We start from the raw sequence: 19238 nt of genomic DNA on the forward strand, positions 1-19238 counted from the left end.
ATTATGAAACAAACTATACTGTTGCTTTTTTGCCTGCTGACCGTTGCTTTCCTACAGGCACAGGACAAGGTTCCCATCACCGGGCAGGTCAGGGATGCAGCTACCAATGAACCTTTGGTAGGGGTAAGTATCATGGCTGGTGCACCGCTCAAAGCAGTAGGTATCACCGATGCCAATGGGCATTTCTCTGCGAGTGTGTTGCCTAATTCCCCGCTGGTGTTCCGCTATATTGGTTATTCCGATTATCGCTTTACCCTGAAGGATAAGAAAGAACTGGTGATCCGGCTGGTGGTTACAGAAAATAAACTGAATGAAACAGTGATCATCGGTTACCAGAAAAAGACGCGTGAGATCACCACCGGTTCTGCTGTGATCGTGAGTGGAAAGGAATTGCAGGATGTACCAGTGTCGAACGTAGAACAATTGTTACAAGGCCGTGTAGCAGGTTTGAATATCCAGAATAATACCGGTGCACCTGGTGCCCGTGGTATGATCCAGATCAGAGGCCTGTCTAACATCACAGTGACAGGTAGCGGGAATGATGCCTTCCTGTCGCCTACTTCTCCTTTGTATGTGATAGATGGGGTACCAATTGATGCAGATGCAAACTTTGAATATGGATATCAGTCAGCAGGTCCCGGTGTAAGTCCCATGTCTTTGATTCCTCCTGAAGATATTGAAAGCATGGAGATCCTGAAAGATGCACAGGCCACAGCGCTGTATGGCTCCCGTGGGGCGTATGGTGTGATCCTGCTCACTACCCGCAGAGGTAGCTCGCCTATACCATTGGTGCGCTATACAGGTAACTTCTTTGTGAATACACCGCCACAGTTGCGCAAGACTATTGGTGGCGCAGCAGAGCGGAAATTACGCCTGCAGCAGATATACAATAGTGGCAATATCAATGATATCTACAACATTACTACTACCCACTTCCTGGCAGATAGTCTCAATCCTTATTATAACAATTCTACTAACTGGCAGGATGTATTTTATGCTGCTACTTACAACCAGACACACAATGTCAACATCAGTGGTGGGGATCCTAAATTCAACTACAAGGTGGATCTGGGATATTACCACGAGAATGGTGTAATCCGCAATACGGGCTTTGACCGCTACTCTGTGAATACGAATATGCTGTACCAGCCTAATCCAAAGTTCAGGGTATTCACCAGCTTATCCACACAGGTTGGCAAAAGGAACAAAGGTGATGGTAATGGACTTACACAAAGTGGGGTAGCTGCCAATGCATCTGCCTCTTCTTTGCTGCCGGGTCCTTCATTTTATCAAAGTACTTCCGGCGTATTGTCATCATTAGATACGAAGAATGATAACAAGACTGCCAATGTGAGAGCAAGTATCGATGCCAGTTACCAGTTGTTAAAAGGGCTGAGCCTGGGTTCAAGTGTGAGCTATGATTACGCCAGTAATACAGAAGACAGGTTCACGCCAGCTGCTGCTCATGGAGACTTTTCACAGGTATATGCATACAATGACCGCAAGTTTACTTTGTACAACAGGAATACGTTGTCTTACTTCACCTCTATCAAAAATAACCACAACTTCTTCATCTCTGCTTTCAATGAAATCTACAGCAAAGGATTTCAGGCGCAGGTAATACAGCAGGAGAAAACACCAAATGACCAGTATCAGGGACCATTGGGTTATGACGGCTATGCGTCACTGGGTGGTGGTTTGCTGGACAACTACAGCAAGCAGCACATTGCCAGCTTTGCAGGTACATTCTCTTACAACTACAAGCAGAAGTATGTGATGGATCTTAGCTACCGTATGGATGGTACATCCAGCAGCGGTTTTGAAGATCCTTATTCTAAAAATCCGGCAGTGGGTGTGAGATGGAACTTTAACAAAGAAGGTTTCCTCAGTGAAAAGAAATGGCTCACCTACGGCTCACTGAGAGGTAGCTGGGGACAGAACATTGTACCATCCGGCGATATCTTTTCTATCTATGGCACATTCGATCCCCGTGGTACGTACAATGCCAATCAGCGACTGGGTATCAACTATTCACTCCTGCCGAATACAACCTTACAACCCACTGCAACCACGCAATACAACTTTGGTTTTGAAGCGGGGTTCTTTGACAGTCGGTTAGAAGTGATCTTCGATGCTTATTACAAAACGGTGAAGAACCTGTTAAGAACAAAGAACCTATCTAACATCACCGGTTTTGATCAGATCACCACGAACGAAACTTCGCTCATTGACTATGGTTATGAGCTGACCCTGACCTTCCGTCCACTGCCGCGTACCAGCAAGGTACAATGGACCGTGTCTGTGAATGCTGCTCTCAATAAGGACATCCTGACCCATTTACCCAATGGCGCCAGACAACTCATTGAATATGATTATACCAACAGTCAGCATACCTTATTCCGTGTAGGTAGAAATAGTCTTACAAACTACCTGTTCAAAACAGAGGGAGTATATGCCACAGATAATGACGTGCCGGTAGATCCCGCTACGGGACAGCGTTATCGCACGGCAGATGGTACGTACTTCAAAGCAGGTGATCCTATTTTCAAAGACGTAGATCATAACTATATACTGGATAATAATGACTATGTAGCTGCGGGCAATTCACAACCGCTCATTACTGGTGGTCTGCAATCTTATGTGAACTATAAGAACTGGTCACTGAACCTCAGTACATCTTATACACTGATCCGTAAAATTCTCAACAACGCATTTGCAGAAAGAATGCAGTACCTGGGTGATCCTTACAATGCGAAGGCGGTAGTAGATGTGAGCGATGTGGATTACTGGAAACCGGATCATACAAATGCGAAGTACCCGAACCCATTTGATTATACCCGTTATTCTTCCATAAAGCCATACAGGTATGATCAGACATTGATAGAGGAGGATGGCTCTTACTGGAAAATAAACACCATTACACTGGCTTATTTACTCAACAGGAAGTTCACCAACCGCTATGGTGTGAATTCAGTGAGGACATATTTCTCCTGCAATAACCTGATCACGTTTTCGCCCTACAGCGGTCCGAACCCGGAAAACGTATCCGCGCTGGGTCGTGATCAGTCCAGTGGTTACCCCGTGCCACGCAGTTACAATTTCGGGATGAATATAGAATTCTAACACACTAAAATGAGAACGATTATGTATCGCAGGATATATCTCATCGCTTGTTTACTATTGATTACCCAGGGAAGCTGTAAAAAGTTCCTGGATGTAAAGGCACTGGACAAACTGTCTGGTAATGCTTTCTTCCAGAGTGCCAGCGATGTAGAAGATAATATGTGGGATATCTATGGCCTCTTCAGAGATGTAGTCGGCTCCTGTCCCTTGTATGCAGTAGCAGGAGAGGTGAGGGGCGGTATGCTGGGTTATTCACCACAGAAGAACGATGGCAATGATCGCAGCTTTGTAGAATATGCTGCAAAAAACGATTTGATACCATTGATCTATACCCCTTCAGGCAAGGATTTCTGGAACATATTTGACCTGGCAAACCTGTCGGACTGGAAACCGTTTTACCGGGTGATACAAGCCTGTAATATCCTTCAGTACGAAATAGGGCGCCGTAGTATACCGGACCTCTCTAATGAACAGAAACTGGAATACCAGGCAGAAGCCACCTTTATGCGTTGCCTCTCTTACTGGACCATGGTACGCCTGTGGGGCGATGTCGCTTACTATACAGATGCGTATCATGAAGCACCACTACCCAGAGAAAAAATGGTCACCGTAATGAAGAATTGCATTGCTGACCTGAGTGGTGTAATGGATAACCTGCCATGGACATTTTCAGACCCTGCCAACCGTGGTGCTCGCGCCAGCAAAGGTGCCGCCATTGGTCTTATCATGGAAATGAATATGTGGAATGCAGGGTTTGATAAGGCCAATGCACAACAATACTATAAATCCACTGCCGATCTGGGAAATGACCTGATCCAGAGTGCGGCGTACGAATTGTTGCCCATAGATCAGTCCTTCACCATCTTCAAAGGTCGTAGTAAAGAAAGCCTGTTTGATATCGTGATCAGTAGTAACTATGGAGAAACCTTGTCAGAGAAATGGAATGACCTCTCAGAGCTGGTGGTGCACTATCCATATAAGCGTCCGGCTGCCAATCACCAATACAGCTTTTGCTATTTCAGGGCCGAATACCTGCGTCGGCTATATCCTACAGGCGTACCGGATGCCCGTATAGAAATGTGGTTTGACTCCCAGATGTTTGCCAACGACGGTACCTTCCTGTTCCTGAAATACAACAGTGTGTATGAGCAGGGGAATGACGATGTGAATGTGGATAACAACCTCATTGTACTCCGCTATGCAGGTGCGATCCTGCTCAGGGCAGAAGCACTTGCAGAGATGGGCGAAGATGCAGAAGCAATACGCATGATGAACCTGATCAGGGATAGAGCCAGGACTACGCTTTATCAGGGGGCTGGTGGTACCGCACTGAAGGAGGCCATCTTCACAGAAAGGTCCAAGGAACTGATGATGGAAGGGCACTATTACTTCGATCTGATAAGAACAGGCAGAGTGACGAATACAAACTGGTGTTATTACGCCCTGACACAATCCCAGTTTGACAATGGCGGATGGACCTGGCCTGTATCCACAGCTTCGCTGGATAACAACCCTTACATGCAATTAAATAATTACTGGTTAAGATAAAATATGTCTTATGCTGCGAATGATTTTATTTTCTACCCTGATATTGATGAGTTTATTCGCCTGTAAAAAGGATGAATACTACCAGGACTCCGGTACACAGGATCCGCATTTCAATGGCAATACCCTGGTTTATCTGGATGCTGTACCATTTTTCTTTGATTCACTGGCGCAGATAGTGCGCCTGTCAGGCATGGAAGATGTATTTACAAAAGATACACTCACCTTCTTTGCACCCACTGACCGTAGTATCAAAAACCTCGTAGAGTTAATGAACGACAACCTCTATATGTATGGATATGATACGATCAAAACTCTTTCAGATGTACCACAGGTCGTGTGGCAAAAATATCTGCAGCGATATATGTTCCATGGTGCGAATCAATTAAAGGATTATCCACAGATTGACTTCAGTCTAAAATCTATTTATCCCGGACAGGACTATCTATCCTGGAACAATACCACGATGAATATAGGTGCGATTTATACAGATGATAATGGCGTGAAGTATGTAGGCTACCGGCAGCTCACCATTTCCTACATACCGGATCTGACCTACCCATATGATAACTGGAACACAGCGATGGTATCTTCCTCCAATATTCTCACAGATAATGGAGTCGTACATACGCTGGATAAAGATCACAATTATTTCGGTTTTGATATCGATAATTTCCTGTCCGATATGATATCCGTAATGCAAACCGGTGGATGATAAAAAATAGCACACGATATGAAAATACTCGCTTATATACTGACTGTCAGCATAGCACTTATTGCCTGTAGCAAAAAAGATAAAGTCTACCCGGATCCCTATGCGGGCGGACGTGCGCCACTGGGTGTGACACTCAGTACAGATGCACCTGCTCCGTCAGAAGCAGCGGTTGGCACCGTCATTACTTTCAAAGGCAGCGGATTGCTGTCACACAAGGATAGTATTCATTTCAATTTCAATGGCGAAGCTGGTGAAATAGTCGCTGTTGATTCTACCGGCATCCAGGTAAAAGTACCTGCTACTGCAAGTACGGGGGTGACCAGTGTATCGATTGGGGATCAGGTATTTATCGGACCGGTATTCAAAGTTAAGGGCAACCTGGATATTGATAATACGTGGAAAGGGGTAGTAGGTAGCAGCAGCTGGGTGAATGATTTATACCGTTTTTCAGACGGCCGCATCCTCCTTATTGGCGACTTCCTGGATTATGAACACAAAGGTGTGGTAAAACCTATAGGTCGTATAGTGCTCATCTCCAAAGATGGTGAAATAGATCGTTCGCTGCAATCAGGCAGAGGGTCAGATGGTTCACTCAGCACGATCGGAGCCCTGCCCAGTGGCAAGCTGGTAGTGGGTGGCAGCTTTGCATCGTACGATATACACCTGGCAGAGATGCACAACATCACGGTATTGAATGCGAATGGTTCAATAGATTCTACAGTCGTAAACACATTTGAAGGGAAAGATACAGTGCCTGCATTCAATGGTGGAACAGATGGAAATATCTCAAGGGTATTTGTACATGAAAATAAGATCACTGCAGTTGGATCATTCAGTTATTATGAGCAGTACGTGTATGGAATATCTGACTATTTGCATGAGCGGGATTCGCTGGTGGTAGACAGTATTCCAGTCAGGAACCTGATACGCTTTTTCCCGGATGGGTCGCTTGATTCTTCCTTCAACTACAATACAGCCTTGCACAGAAGTAATGATGGTGCAAACGGACCTATTGCCGATGCATGCATGCAGGACGATGGCAAACTGATTATCGTAGGGCGCTTTACCCGTTACAATGGTATGGATGCTCCCTACATTGCCCGTATCAATACAGATGGCAGTCTTGATCAGGGGTTTGGTGGTGCCGGTGCAGACAATACCATCGCCAGTATCCGCTATAATGCCACTACCCAACGATTTGTACTGGCGGGTGTGTTCCGCAAATTCGACGGAGTTGATCATCATGGACTGGTCATGCTGAAAACAGATGGTACGGTCGATCCGCAACTGACGCCGTTGCCCATGGCAACTGATGTGAGTTACAGGCTGGCGCAGCAACTGAACAATGGATTGATTGTAGTAAGTGGTTATTTCAATAAGTATGGCAATGTTCACCGTAGTGGGTTCATGGTATTAAACCCTGATGGCTCGCTGGCGGCAGGCTATAACAATACCGCTGATTTTAGTGGCAGTCTGACCAAAGTATTTGAAACTACCAATTCTTCTGGTCAGACGCAGACCCTCATCACAGGGCTTTTTAGTACGTTCAACAGGGTACAGATCACCAATGTAGTAAGGTTACTCTTTAAGTAAAGGTCAATTATGCAGCACAGAATATATATCCTCCTGCTACTGGTCGGCTTCATGGCCTGCAATAAAGGCTACGACCGTATACTGGATAAGAAAGATTATAATGACAGTACCGGGGTCATAGCGCGTACCCCCAAAATATTGTTCCTCACCATCGACGGCGCGCGGGGAGAATCTGTGAGAGATGCCGGTGCACCCAACCTGTTGGCACTATCAGAGCACGCTATCTATTCCTGGAACAGCATCAGTGATACCATTGCCCTGCGCAGCACGGGATGGGCAGATCTGCTCACCGGTGTACACAAAGAAAAACATGGTGTGATAAAAGATGATTTCAGCAACAACCACCTGCAGGCATACCCTGTATTTTTCAAATATATCAAAGATAGAGAGCCTAAGTTCCGTATTGCAGCATACAGCTCCTCAGATAGCCTGGGTCAATATCTAATCACAGATGCTGACGTTAATCAAACCTTTGCGGACGATGATGCCGCCGCTACCCAGGCTATCCTGCAGGAGTTAACGATCGATACTGCCAGTATGGTATTTGGTCAGTTCTCGCAGGTAGAACTGGCAGGGCGCCAGTATGGATACGATGTGAGTGTACCCGAATATAAAGCGGCTATCTTACAGGCAGATGAAAATATCGGAAAGATCATCACTGCCCTCCGGCAACGTAAGACGTATGCTGCCGAAGACTGGCTGGTGATCATTACTGCCGGTAATGGCGGGGCTTACACCATCGATCCTTCAAATGATGATGGTACAATCCTGAGCAATACAAAGGTGAATACCTTCACAATCTATTACTCTCCCCGCTATGCGCCAGGTTTCTTAGACCGCCCATATACTGGTAACCGTTATACCGGCAAGGCAGTGCGGCTGTATGGTAATACTTCGGCCAGTGCAGTGTATGCCATTGTTGACAGCGGAAAGGAAGATTATAACTTAGGTAAAGATGCAGAAGCGACGATAGAATTAAAGATCAAAAAGAACAAGACGTCCGCAGGTGATTATTCCTATACCTATCCTTCCGTCATTGGTAACAATATGTCGCTGGACTGGTGGAACAATACCGGGTGGAACATTTCGCTGGAAGTAAATGCCTGGGGGGTACACTTTGGTCAAAACGGTGCAGGATTTAATATGGCGACAGCCAGCAATATCAGTGATGGTAAATGGCATGACATTGCCGCCGTGTTTGTAAACAGGGATAATAAGCGGTACCTCCGCCTGTTCACAGATGGTAACTTCAACACAGAAGCAGACATTACCAGCTATGGCAATTTTGATACAGATGCACCGCTTACATTAGGCTATATGCCCGGTAATATTGTGAATAACCGCTGGCTGGATGCTTATATCACAGAGGTGAAGTTCTGGAAAGCGGCGATTCCAGACAATATCATCAGTGAATATGTATGTGCGGCAGAACTGCCTTCCTCCCATCCTTACCACGATTATCTTGTGGGTTACTGGTCCTGCAAAGATGGGTATGGCAATATATTCAGAGACCAGAGTGAATGGTCGCATGACTTCCAGATCAAAGGTGGTTATCAGTGGGATGACTTCAGTGACCTGATGTGCCCAAGTAGTGCCAATAACCTTGCCCAGCTGGTGCCACAGCCGGTAGATCCTGTGCGTCAGATCCTGAACTGGTTGCAGATAGCTGCTGATACTAAATGGGACCTGGATGGAAAAGTATGGGTCACTTCCTATGTAGATATTAACAAATAAACCTGCTGCTATGCGCCCTTATATATTTTTACTGTTAATTTTGTTTGCCTGTAAAAAAAATGACCGGTTTAAGGATGAACAGTTAAGCCCTGTCAGTGTCGCTATCAGTAGTGAGAATGGGATTGTGAATATACCTGGATCGGAAAACTATACCAAGGCGACAGATGATATTACCATTCCGGTTAAGCTCGTGTTTTCTGCTGCCACACCTAAGATCTTTACAGTGAATATTGGAGTGGATAACGATACTGTCAATACCCTTATCAATCACCAGCAACTGGGTAATGCTGTATTACTGGATGAATCTTATTACACACTGCCAGGTACTGCTGAAATCCGCTTTGGGCTGGATACATTCAGTATTCCGTTAAAGGTAAGTATGCAGGCGATAGAACGGTATTATGGTCATGATCTGGCACTGGCGGTTCGTTTGTCTGACGCTACTAAGGAGAATACGCTGGATGCAACAGGGCAAATGGCGATCATTCTCATTCATACGGATAAGGTGATTGCTGAATCGGAGATCCACTATCTTTATTTCACCAAAGCAGGATCTGTATTATTAGAACCAGATGGTACTGATCATACACTGGGTAATACAGAAGTGACATTGCCAGTCAGTGTCACGCTGGGTGGTACGGCTGGTGGCGCATTCTCCATCAACCTCTCTGCTGCACCCGATACGGCACAGGCGCTTATTGACAATGGTACGCTGGCAGGATCAGTACTATTGGCATCAGGAACAGATTATACATTGCCGGCCACGGTGAATTTTCCAGCCAATACTAATGTGGCAAAATTCAATCTCACAGTGAAGACGGCTTCCATCATCAATAATGTTAACAACAAACCTGTATTGGCGATTCAGCTAAGTGATCCTACCCGTCACCTGCTGGACTCTTCCAAAAGCACCATTGTGTTGGAACTGGATCCTTCCAAACTGATAGAAACTGATATTACCAACCAAAATATCAAATACACAACACAGTACGAAAATGGCAATGCCAATGAGAATTCTCCAAAATTGATCGATAACAATACCAATACAAAGTTCCTGTTAGGTAGTTTCTCTACTGTATGGGCGATGCTGGAATTTGATACACCACAGACCACTGGCGCTTACACCATGACTTCAGCGAACGATGCTCCCGATCGAGATCCTAAAGACTGGACGATAGAAGGTTCCAACAATGGTACAGACTGGGTAGTAGTGGATAAGCGGGTAGATCAGAACTTCGGCTCCCGGTTCCTGACGGTGAAATACACCTTCTCAAACCAGGATGCGTACAAGTTCTACCGCCTTTATGTAACGGCGACACATGGTAGCTCTCTTTACCAACAGGCAGAATGGCGGCTGATAAAACGGCCCTGAGAAATTAAAAAAGCTTCTGCCTTTGGCAGAAGCTTTTTTCGTCCTATTTTTGACCCAATGAAACTCGAACTCATTCAGGGAGATATCACTAAAATTGAAGCAGATGCAATCGTAAATGCTGCCAATACTTCCCTCATGGGAGGTGGAGGTGTAGATGGCGCCATTCATCGCGCCGGCGGCGCTGCCATACTAGAAGACTGCCGGAAGATCATTGCCCGCCAGGGCAAATGTGCTACCGGTCAGGCGGTGACGACCACTGCCGGGAACCTACCAGCCAAATATCTTATCCACACAGTAGGGCCTGTATGGAATGGCAAACCGAAAGAAGAAGAATTACTGGCCAATGCTTATCGCAATAGTTTGGAACAGGCTGTGGCACACGATGTGAAAATCATCACGTTTCCTAATATCAGCACAGGTATTTACCACTTTCCAAAAGATAAAGCAGCACAAATAGCTATCACTACAGTAAGAGAATTCTCCGAAAAAAATAATACAATAGAAAAGGTAATCTTTGTATGTTTCGACCGGGAAAATTAAGACCTGTATAAATCCCTATTATAATAAAATCTATGAGAAGAATCAGCATCCTAATGGCCCTTGCAATAGCAGGATGTCATCAGGAAAACAAGACATCACAACGAGAAGACACAGCCACAGCAACCAGCACGACTACACCCGGCTCAGCGACTTCGCCAGCCGGATTCGAAGGGAAAAAAGTACAGGAAGGGGTAAAGGTACTGTTCGATACAGTGATCGCTACCAAACAAACGGATGCCTTTATCAGGGCTAAGTATCCTTACAATACACCCGGCATTCCTTTCACACACAACGATGAAGACATCACTGGTGATAGTACGACCACCCGTGTATCAGTTTTCCACATTCCGGGTTATGATATTATCTACAAGTTCGAATTTAAAGAAGAGTTTGAAGGCGGTAGCAGCACCATTACTGTCAATAAAAAGCAGATCACCCGCATCATCGACGAAAGTGGCAGCACTGTGAATGATTGCGGATATTTCAGCTGGGGTGGATCACCAATGGAGACCTGCACTATCAACGGACAGCAATATGTGATACTCTCCGGTACCAACGAATGGGCTTCCGGCATGTTTACCAATCTTGTGTATGGTATTCTTGTACCACTGGCGGAGAATAACACTACTGCTTATCTTGTATCCAGCTATGGTCAGTTGTCTTTCTATCCAAAAGGAGAGGCCGGCAGTACGAAGCTGACCTTTTTACAAGGTGGCCGTCTGGAAGAAGATGAAGAAGAAGACGAATTAGACAGCTTACGTATACAAATCGCACAGCTTGACATCCGTCAATAAAAACAGTAACTTTCTCATACAAATATTTATGTATGAGAAAGTTCCCGTTATTATTACTCTTAATAGTAGTTTTTAGCCTACAGGTCTCTTCACAAGGTCTTGACAATCTATACCGACTCTCCAATGCCAAAACCCGTAGTATCAGTCCTGAAAACCTGACAGGCGAGAAAGGTAAAGGAGGTATGGCATCGCCCTCCAAAAATGCACCCCCTAACACAGCCAATGCATCTGATGCTGCCCGCGATCTGGGTCAGGGCTGGAAAGTAAATCCCTTCATCATCATCAAACCCGGTCAGACAGTCTGATATATCTTCCGTTGTATACTGGTATCAGACAGAGCCACATCAGCCATTCCCCACATTGCCGTCAAAAGATGCACTGGAAGTGTATTGAGCGGCATGGGTAAAATATGGTTATCATCAGTCATTATCATTGAATCTTTATAATCCTCTTTATAATATTTTTATTTCCTGACGACAATGTAGCAAGCAACCCAATAAAAATCATATGAAATAATAAATGTGTTTTCCGTGTAACTGACGGACAGGAGAAGTACTGCCATTTATCAAAGACCAAAATTTAATCGCCATGAGGGGACTCATAAAATCTGCGCCACTACTATTGTGGCTGCTAGGCTATTTATGCCTGTTGTCCAATGCACAAAACCCTGTCGTAGTAAAGGGTGTAATAAAAGATGATACCGGCACACCACTGATTGGAGCCAGTATACAGGAAAAAGGCCAGCCGGCAAACGGTGCACAAACAAATGTTGATGGCCACTTTCAGCTCACCCTGAAAGGCAATTCAAATACCCTGCTTGTTACATTTGTAGGGTACAAAAGAGAAGAAGTAAAAGTTGGAAAAGGTGACCTCAGCATCGTACTGAAACGCGAAAGCCAGTCAGTGAATGATGTGGTTATCATCGGCTACCAGAGCGTGAAAAGACGAAACGTTACTGCTGCCGTATCCTCTATTTCAGGAAAGGAAATTCAGGATATTCCTGAAGCCAGTTTCGACCAGATGCTGCAGGGCAGACTGGCGGGTGTAAGCGTCTTATCAAGTACCGGTGAGATAGGACAACGACCAACCATCGTGATACGTGGCGCCACTAATGTGGATTACGGCAATGCGAATGGGGGCAACACCGGACCGTTGTATGTAATAGACGGTGTGATCTTCGATGTCAATACCATTGGTAGTTCTTACTCAGGTACCAATCCGCTGAGTATGATCAACCCCAACGACATCGAATCTATTGACGTATTGAAAGATGCTTCTGCTTCCGCTATCTATGGCGCCCGTGGGGGAAATGGCGTTATTATCGTGAAAACGAAACGCGCTAAGATGGGTAAGCCACAGGTGAACATGGGCGGTTATGTGGGCATGACCACCCGCCCTTCATTTAGAGACGTAACGACCGGCGCCGCAGAGAGACGATTGAAAATGCAGTTGCTCAATGATAACCTGAGTTATCTGCTCACACAACAGAATACAATTCCCGTTCAATTGACAGACAGCCTGAATGTAGCTTTCAATAATGATGTAGACTGGCAGGGATTACTGATCCGGGATAATGCAATTGTGAATAGCGAAGATGTATCAGTAGCCGGTTATTTAGGTTCTTCCAATTATCGCCTGTCACTGAACCACTATAATGAACAGGGTATGCTCAAAGGTTTTTCAATAGACAGGATGGCCCCTTCTTTCAACATATCCACCAATCCCCTGAAGAATTTAGGGATCACTGCAAACATCATCCTGAGCTCTGAACGCCGTAAGCATGGCACTGGCGGACAGGCAGGCCAGCTCTTTAACTCCTGGAACCTGCCTACCTCTTTTGCACACCTCACAGAGGAACAATATGCATTGTATACTGGACAGGCTAATCCGTATGATGATAACCGGATCTTTAGTTTCAATGGATCAATTGGTCTGACGGATACGATTGTGCGCAACCTCGTACTGCATAGCACATATGCTGCGAATAACTTTATGGATAAATGGGATTATTTTTCACCTGCTACACTGAATGGATTACAGAATACCGCTTATTCCATTTACAGTAATAATCCTTCGTGGTCTTTTGAAAATTACCTGGATTACGATCTGCATGTCAAGGACCATCATTTCAATGTGGTAGCAGGGGCCTCCGCCTATGATTTCAAAAATTATTACAGCTATGCATCGGCTGCTGGTATCAATGTAACAGGTATTACTACGCTACAGACGGTGCCGGCAGGTACGAGCCTCTATGTATCGACTACGAACCAGGAAAAGACAACCGTATCTTACTACGGTCGCTTATCTTATGATTATAAGAATCGTTACATCATTTCGGGTACGGTTCGTCGTGATGCCAGCTCTATTTATAGTCCGCAGTATCGCTGGGGTACTTTCCCATCAGTATCAGCAGGCTGGATCGCATCAGATGAACCATTCTTTGAGCCTGTTAAAAAAGTGGTGAGTTTCCTCAAATTCAGAGCCAGCTGGGGTATTACCGGAAATGATCCGGGTAGCTTTTATGCCAAGTACCAGGCACTATCCACCAATGCTTCTTACGTAGGCGGTACAACCGGTGTGTTGTACAACTATGGTACTTATACTACTGTAGGCGGCATTCCTTCTACCTACAATGGTACTACAGTAATATCACCTTATGGTAATACCGGCAATTACCTGAACAATGGAGTAAGTGCCAGTACCAGCGTAAGATGGGAGAAATATATTCAGCCTGATCTGGGTATAGATGTCACACTCCTGAATAACAGGATTAATCTGACCATGGACTGGTACCGAAAGGATGCGAAAGATAAATACTTCTACAACATCCCTGCACAGGCTACTACAGGTTATCAGTACTACTCCGGCAACTTTGTGGATGTGCGCAATGAAGGATTGGAAATAGGCATTAATACGAATAATCTTTCTCCCAAATCTGCCTTCCAGTGGAGTACCAGTTTTAATATCTCCTTCAATAAAAACTATGTAACAAAGCTGCCGAACAACAACCGCGACTTCATGTTCGGCGAAACCTGGTTCCAGCAAACATTTACTGTGGGAGAGCCTTTGTTTAATTACAAAGTATATAAGATAGACGGTTCCTTCGCCAACGATGCCAGTGTACCTACGGACCCGATTACGGGCAGGAAACTCACTTATATGGGTACGACCCTGCATGGAGGCGATCCCCGCTATATCGACATGAATGGGGACTACAACATCGATTATGATGATAAGGTAATAGCAGGAAATCCGATGCCGAAGATAACCGGTGGATTTGGGAATACATTTACATACAAAGGTCTTAGTTTAAATATCTTCTGTTCCTTCCTCACAGGCAGAAAGATCTTCAATGGTTATCTCTCCGATGCATTGAATGGTAGTAAGCTGTATCAATATTCCTGGGGCAGTAATGCCGGACCGGCAGCATTAACATCGCTGTTGAATCAGTTCTGGATGCATGAAGGTGATCAGACGAAATATCCTACGCTGGTAACCAATGTGGATAACGACCGGTATAATATTGCCAGTTCTTACTTCGTGGAAGATGGTAGTTTCCTGAAAATAAAGCAGGCTACGCTGAGTTATACCTTACCTCAATCAATCATTAAGCATATTAAAGTCAGAGGATTGAGTGTATATGGTATGGGTGAAAACCTGGTGACCTTCAAGAAAGCTGCCACCATACCAGATCCTGAGCTGGTAGATCCGACCACCGGTTCATCTAATATCGCTTATCCATCAGCGCTCAAATTTACTTTGGGCGTACGTGTAGAACTTTAAACAGCCAATACATGAAACTTACATATATCTTAACCGCCCTGATCCTGTGTAGTGCCTGTAATAAATTCCTGGACAAGGATCCGCTGAGTACAGCTACGGACCAAACTACCTGGAAGTCAGAGTCCGATGCAAATGCTTCCGTCGCTGCCTGCTATTCCTTATTGCGCACAGCTTTCAATGCTTCTATACAATTTTATGTATATGGCGATCTGCCTACAGATGAATTTACGCCTGACTTTGTATATGGCGGTGATGGCAGTGCTTATATGAATGCTGCCAAAGTGAACTGGGGCGTGAGTGTGCCTGTAGCCAATACATACGATGTACGCCTGAAGTTACGGGTGTATACTAACTTTTATTCTGCTATAGCACAGAGCAACCGTTGTCTGCACTTTATCAGGACAATGCCGGAGTCTGTATTCACAGGTAGCACTCGTAACAAATACCTGGGAGAAGCTTATTTCACACGAGCATTCACCTACTTCTATATGGCGCGCGTATGGGGCGATATACCCTTGGATACGACTTACTATGCCGATAATTCTGCGGCGCCACAATTGGCCAGAACACCACAGGCAGAAGTATTAACACAATGTATAGCGGATCTGGATCTGGCCAGACAATACCTGGATTGGAAAGATGCTTCCAGTACTGATAGAGTGGTGCGTGGAGACAAAGGCGCCGTATTCGCACTGTTAGCACATATCTATGCCTGGAAAGGTGATTATGATAAATGTAATGCTGCCTGCGATAGCCTCATTGCTTCAGGTACTTATTCTTTATTGCCAGCGGCTTCTTACATGAATTTATACAAAGGGCAGTCAGACGAAAGTATCTTTGAAATCTCCAATAACAGTACTTCAGAATCTTTGCTGACATCATCCAGCATTACAGGTTACACTGTCTGTGCGCCTTATTTGCAAGGAACCACAGTGCCCCAATGGCAGTTTAACAATGCGACAATAGCAGGGTTGTATTATGATGAAGGTGACACCCGGTATAAGCAGGCTTTTACCACTGTTTCGAGTGGTTCTGCGGATTTCTACAGTTGTATCAAATATGCACAGGTAGCATATGTCAATAATAACACATCTTATTCCATCGCTAAAAATAATCTCCTCATCTTCCGTCTGGCAGATATTAAACTCCTCAAAGCAGAAGCGTTGGCAGCCAAGCCCTCACCTGACGAAGCAGGAGCGCTCGCACAGGTGAATGAGATCAGAACAAGAGCAGGTATACCTACCTATAGTAGCATCACCGGTGCGGCATTGCAGGACTCTATCGTAGCCGAACGGGGACGTGAACTCTTCCTCGAAGGGGCCCGCTTTTATGACTTTGTAAGGTTAGCCAGAAATACAGGGCATATTAAATTCTCTTACATCAATGCCACAGAATTTGCGCAGGGTAAGTATTACTGGCCGCTGGATCCATCCCTGTTCCTGCTGAACAATAAGTTGACACAAACACCTTACTGGCAGGGAAAAATTCAATAACCAAAAAAACAGCAATACATGAAATCATTATATATCATCTGTTGTATCTCCATGCTGCTGGCCACCGCCTGCAAGAAAGATAGCTACCTTACAGATGGCGGTGTACACAATGCAAACACCGGGTTATCCACATACGAGTATCTGGCACAGCATTCTGCCCATTATTTCGATACCACCATCTTACTCATCGATCACTTTGGTCTCAGGGATTCTGTGAATAAAGCAGGTACATTCTTCGCCTTTACTGATTACTCCATTAACCTGCTCATGAACAAGGAAGGCTATGCCAGTCTGGAAGATCTGTATAACAATACTACCGCTAAGATCATTACCCAATACCTGTTTACAGACAGCATCAGTTTGTACAATACGTCGACCAATGTACAACCGGAAGAAAACTGGGCGGGCGAAATTGCACCCTGTGGTGTGAAGAAGCTGCTGGGTACCTATACGGTATACCTGACTAATAGCAGTGCAACCTATTCTTATTACTACCTGCAATATGTGAAAATAAATGGTGTACTGGATGGCTCAACAAATGCCCCGGAAAATGATCCTACTGATCTGGCCATCAGCTGTCAGACAACTGGCATCAAGACATCGACTGGTACTACACTGCATGTACTGGTAAATAATGCATCCATCAATAATATTCAGTAAGATGAAAATAACACGCATCCTATTATTATCAGTCGTATTGCTGAGTTGTGAAAAGATAGAGAAAGGATTTCTGAGTGACAGTGTATACTACCTGGAGAATCCGTTTACCGTACAACAGGGCACGACTACTACCTCTTCTACATTGGTAGCCGATGGATCGACCAATCCCATTAATGTAAAGCTCCTGTCAGTCAGAAATGCGTATACAGGCGAGAGCGCAGACAGTATGTTTCTGCGCCCGCAAACGATCACGATCTTCAAAGACGCCGTGACACAATCAGATTCTACGTTGGCTATGCTCAATGCCAAGATGCAGGATAGTACGGTGGCGCCGTTCAGCATCAACCCGATCGGTGGCCGCTTACAGTTCACCAGAGCCTCTTTATATTTGGATACAGGCCGGTATACCATAGATGTCAATGTATCGAACATAAAAGGGCAGAAGATGCTGAAGAATGCCTGTGACATTATTGTAACGCCATTGAGTTCTACTTATACTGTAGTGTATCGTCGTGTACAGACTACTCCTCCGGATAATGATGCAGACCGAACTACTGTGCAGGAAAACGATACCTATCCGGTAGATATAAAATATACACCATCAGATGTGAGTAAGGTGATTATTAAGTGGTTGGATAAAAACGGGAAGCCGTTCAATCCATCGACAGATATGCAGCGATTAGCACTGACTTATCCTACATTCCATGATTGGGATCCGTATTATCCGGTGGTGACGACAGACTCTACGATGGAAATGGAATTTCCGAAACTGGGCATAGGCATGCCTTTGTTCTCATCGCTGACAGTAGGAGGAACGGCCTGGACAGATGAGTCCTGTTTGTCCTATTACCGTATATTGCCAAAGGCGACAGATATTAACAAGACCCTTCGTCTTACGCATTCTATCAAGTTCCTGACAGATGGTATTTATGAAATTACATTTCACATTACAGTTGCAGCAAAGATCTGAAGAGATTGGCTTTATGCCATTCTCTTCCTTCCCCATGCAATGAACGCAGCAATGGTCGCAACTACAATATTGAATCCTATCACACTGGCTTCGCCACGGGCAATGTGGAAAACGGAGGCACACACCATGAGCAATACAATTCCACTGGCGACATACGTAGCCAGCAAGGGGATGAGTAACCCTATACCACCCAGCAGGTCAATGACACCCATAAAACGCAGAAAACCTGGCGCTACCTGTCCCGTCCATGGGTATATAGCCGCCTGTTGGTCAATAGGCATAAACAATTTCATGTAGCCGGAATAAATAAACAGTGCACTCACTAAGATCTGAAAGATCCAAAGGATGGGATTCAATACTTTCATTATTGCTTATGTTTAGTGAGGCAAACTTAAGCAGGTTAACTACCCAAAAAAGTTGAGTTACTTACAGGTAAGTGGAGATTATCCGAGGGCTTTTTCCAATACGCCTTCCAATTGCTTGACGAGTTCTCCGAAGCTGGAAGGTTTGGTCATAAAGTGGGCAGCACCCAGCGCAGCAGTTTCAATACCGTCTTTTTCTCTCAAAGAAGTGGTAAAGATCACGACCGGTATTTTTTCCAGTTGTTCATTTCGCTTGATAATTTCCAGGAACTGTTTGCCATTCATCTTTGGCATGTTCAGGTCAAGGAAGATCAGTTGCACATCGTTTGAATTATCTTTCAGCAGTTCCAGTCCCTCTTCACCATCTGATGCAAAGTGACAAACTGCAGCGCTGTCTACGATAGACATCGCTTCACCAAATAGTTCCTGATCATCTCTATCATCATCCACCAGTAAAATAACCTTGTTCGTCATGTGCGCAAAAGTACCAATTAAACAATTATAATACCCAATTAAGATAGATAGTCGGAAGGATGTTGAAAACATGAATTTAT

General features: G+C 44.9%; 15 protein-coding genes. 13 read left to right on the forward strand and 2 right to left on the reverse strand.

What is annotated here, in order from left to right:
- The first annotated feature begins 3 nt into the window (after positions 1 to 3).
- From QQL36_RS13495 to QQL36_RS13555, 13 genes are all read left to right on the forward strand, one after another.
- Positions 4 to 3123 carry a SusC/RagA family TonB-linked outer membrane protein gene (locus QQL36_RS13495; protein ID WP_321569992.1) on the forward strand — a complete coding sequence of 1040 codons (3120 nt, stop codon included), beginning with the start codon at positions 4 to 6 and terminating at the stop codon, positions 3121 to 3123.
- Positions 3124 to 3132: 9 nt separating this feature from the next.
- Complete coding sequence (locus tag QQL36_RS13500) at positions 3133 to 4671, forward strand: RagB/SusD family nutrient uptake outer membrane protein (protein WP_083721279.1); 1539 nt, start codon at positions 3133 to 3135, stop codon at positions 4669 to 4671.
- Positions 4672 to 4681: 10 nt separating this feature from the next.
- Complete coding sequence (locus QQL36_RS13505) at positions 4682 to 5383, forward strand: fasciclin domain-containing protein (RefSeq protein WP_083721280.1); 702 nt, start codon at positions 4682 to 4684, stop codon at positions 5381 to 5383.
- 18 nt (positions 5384 to 5401) lie between these two features.
- Positions 5402 to 6976, forward strand: coding sequence for a DUF5008 domain-containing protein (locus QQL36_RS13510; protein ID WP_321569993.1), 1575 nt, complete (start codon positions 5402 to 5404; stop codon positions 6974 to 6976).
- A 9-nt stretch (positions 6977 to 6985) separates the two neighbouring features.
- A complete protein-coding gene (locus QQL36_RS13515; protein ID WP_321569994.1) occupies positions 6986 to 8710 on the forward strand; it encodes an alkaline phosphatase family protein in 1725 nt (574 codons plus the stop codon).
- A 10-nt stretch (positions 8711 to 8720) separates the two neighbouring features.
- Positions 8721 to 10082, forward strand: a complete 1362-nt coding sequence (locus tag QQL36_RS13520; RefSeq protein WP_321569995.1) for a BT_3987 domain-containing protein — start codon at positions 8721 to 8723, stop codon at positions 10080 to 10082.
- Between the two features lie 57 nt (positions 10083 to 10139).
- Entirely contained in the window at positions 10140 to 10622 is a 483-nt protein-coding gene (locus QQL36_RS13525; RefSeq protein WP_321569996.1) for an O-acetyl-ADP-ribose deacetylase, read from the forward strand.
- Positions 10623 to 10654: 32 nt separating this feature from the next.
- Positions 10655 to 11416, forward strand: coding sequence for a hypothetical protein (locus QQL36_RS13530; protein ID WP_321569997.1), 762 nt, complete (start codon positions 10655 to 10657; stop codon positions 11414 to 11416).
- A gap of 32 nt (positions 11417 to 11448) precedes the next feature.
- Positions 11449 to 11721 carry a hypothetical protein gene (locus QQL36_RS13535; RefSeq protein ID WP_235643467.1) on the forward strand — a complete coding sequence of 91 codons (273 nt, stop codon included), beginning with the start codon at positions 11449 to 11451 and terminating at the stop codon, positions 11719 to 11721.
- 283 nt (positions 11722 to 12004) lie between these two features.
- Positions 12005 to 15199, forward strand: a complete 3195-nt coding sequence (locus QQL36_RS13540) for a SusC/RagA family TonB-linked outer membrane protein (protein WP_321569998.1) — start codon at positions 12005 to 12007, stop codon at positions 15197 to 15199.
- 11 nt (positions 15200 to 15210) lie between these two features.
- Positions 15211 to 16692, forward strand: coding sequence for a RagB/SusD family nutrient uptake outer membrane protein (locus tag QQL36_RS13545; RefSeq protein ID WP_321569999.1), 1482 nt, complete (start codon positions 15211 to 15213; stop codon positions 16690 to 16692).
- Between the two features lie 18 nt (positions 16693 to 16710).
- Positions 16711 to 17352 (forward strand): hypothetical protein, encoded by a 642-nt coding sequence (locus QQL36_RS13550; RefSeq protein ID WP_321570000.1) that lies wholly within the window; start codon positions 16711 to 16713, stop codon positions 17350 to 17352.
- A 1-nt stretch (position 17353) separates the two neighbouring features.
- On the forward strand, positions 17354 to 18322 hold the full coding sequence (locus tag QQL36_RS13555; protein WP_321570001.1) for a hypothetical protein: 969 nt from the start codon (positions 17354 to 17356) through the stop codon (positions 18320 to 18322).
- Positions 18323 to 18333: 11 nt separating this feature from the next.
- On the opposite strand, the gene QQL36_RS13560 is transcribed toward QQL36_RS13555, so the two are convergent.
- A complete protein-coding gene (locus tag QQL36_RS13560) occupies positions 18334 to 18687 on the reverse strand; it encodes a DoxX family protein (RefSeq protein WP_321570002.1) in 354 nt (117 codons plus the stop codon).
- A gap of 78 nt (positions 18688 to 18765) precedes the next feature.
- Positions 18766 to 19158 (reverse strand): response regulator, encoded by a 393-nt coding sequence (locus QQL36_RS13565; RefSeq protein WP_179090987.1) that lies wholly within the window; start codon positions 19156 to 19158, stop codon positions 18766 to 18768.
- Positions 19159 to 19238: the final 80 nt, after the last annotated feature.

It is taken from the genome of Chitinophaga sp. LS1, from assembly GCF_034274695.1.
Classification (GTDB): Bacteria; Bacteroidota; Bacteroidia; order Chitinophagales; family Chitinophagaceae; genus Chitinophaga.

Coding starts and splice junctions, on each gene's coding strand:
- QQL36_RS13560 (WP_321570002.1), bottom strand. CDS start 18,687: ATGAAAGTATTGAATCCCATCCTTTGGATCTTTCAGATCTTAGTGAGT.
- QQL36_RS13550 (WP_321570000.1), top strand. CDS start 16,711: ATGAAATCATTATATATCATCTGTTGTATCTCCATGCTGCTGGCCACC.
- QQL36_RS13525 (WP_321569996.1), top strand. CDS start 10,140: ATGAAACTCGAACTCATTCAGGGAGATATCACTAAAATTGAAGCAGAT.
- QQL36_RS13505 (WP_083721280.1), top strand. CDS start 4,682: ATGCTGCGAATGATTTTATTTTCTACCCTGATATTGATGAGTTTATTC.
- QQL36_RS13555 (WP_321570001.1), top strand. CDS start 17,354: ATGAAAATAACACGCATCCTATTATTATCAGTCGTATTGCTGAGTTGT.
- QQL36_RS13530 (WP_321569997.1), top strand. CDS start 10,655: ATGAGAAGAATCAGCATCCTAATGGCCCTTGCAATAGCAGGATGTCAT.
- QQL36_RS13500 (WP_083721279.1), top strand. CDS start 3,133: ATGAGAACGATTATGTATCGCAGGATATATCTCATCGCTTGTTTACTA.
- QQL36_RS13565 (WP_179090987.1), bottom strand. CDS start 19,158: ATGACGAACAAGGTTATTTTACTGGTGGATGATGATAGAGATGATCAG.
- QQL36_RS13535 (WP_235643467.1), top strand. CDS start 11,449: ATGAGAAAGTTCCCGTTATTATTACTCTTAATAGTAGTTTTTAGCCTA.
- QQL36_RS13510 (WP_321569993.1), top strand. CDS start 5,402: ATGAAAATACTCGCTTATATACTGACTGTCAGCATAGCACTTATTGCC.
- QQL36_RS13520 (WP_321569995.1), top strand. CDS start 8,721: ATGCGCCCTTATATATTTTTACTGTTAATTTTGTTTGCCTGTAAAAAA.
- QQL36_RS13540 (WP_321569998.1), top strand. CDS start 12,005: ATGAGGGGACTCATAAAATCTGCGCCACTACTATTGTGGCTGCTAGGC.
- QQL36_RS13515 (WP_321569994.1), top strand. CDS start 6,986: ATGCAGCACAGAATATATATCCTCCTGCTACTGGTCGGCTTCATGGCC.
- QQL36_RS13495 (WP_321569992.1), top strand. CDS start 4: ATGAAACAAACTATACTGTTGCTTTTTTGCCTGCTGACCGTTGCTTTC.
- QQL36_RS13545 (WP_321569999.1), top strand. CDS start 15,211: ATGAAACTTACATATATCTTAACCGCCCTGATCCTGTGTAGTGCCTGT.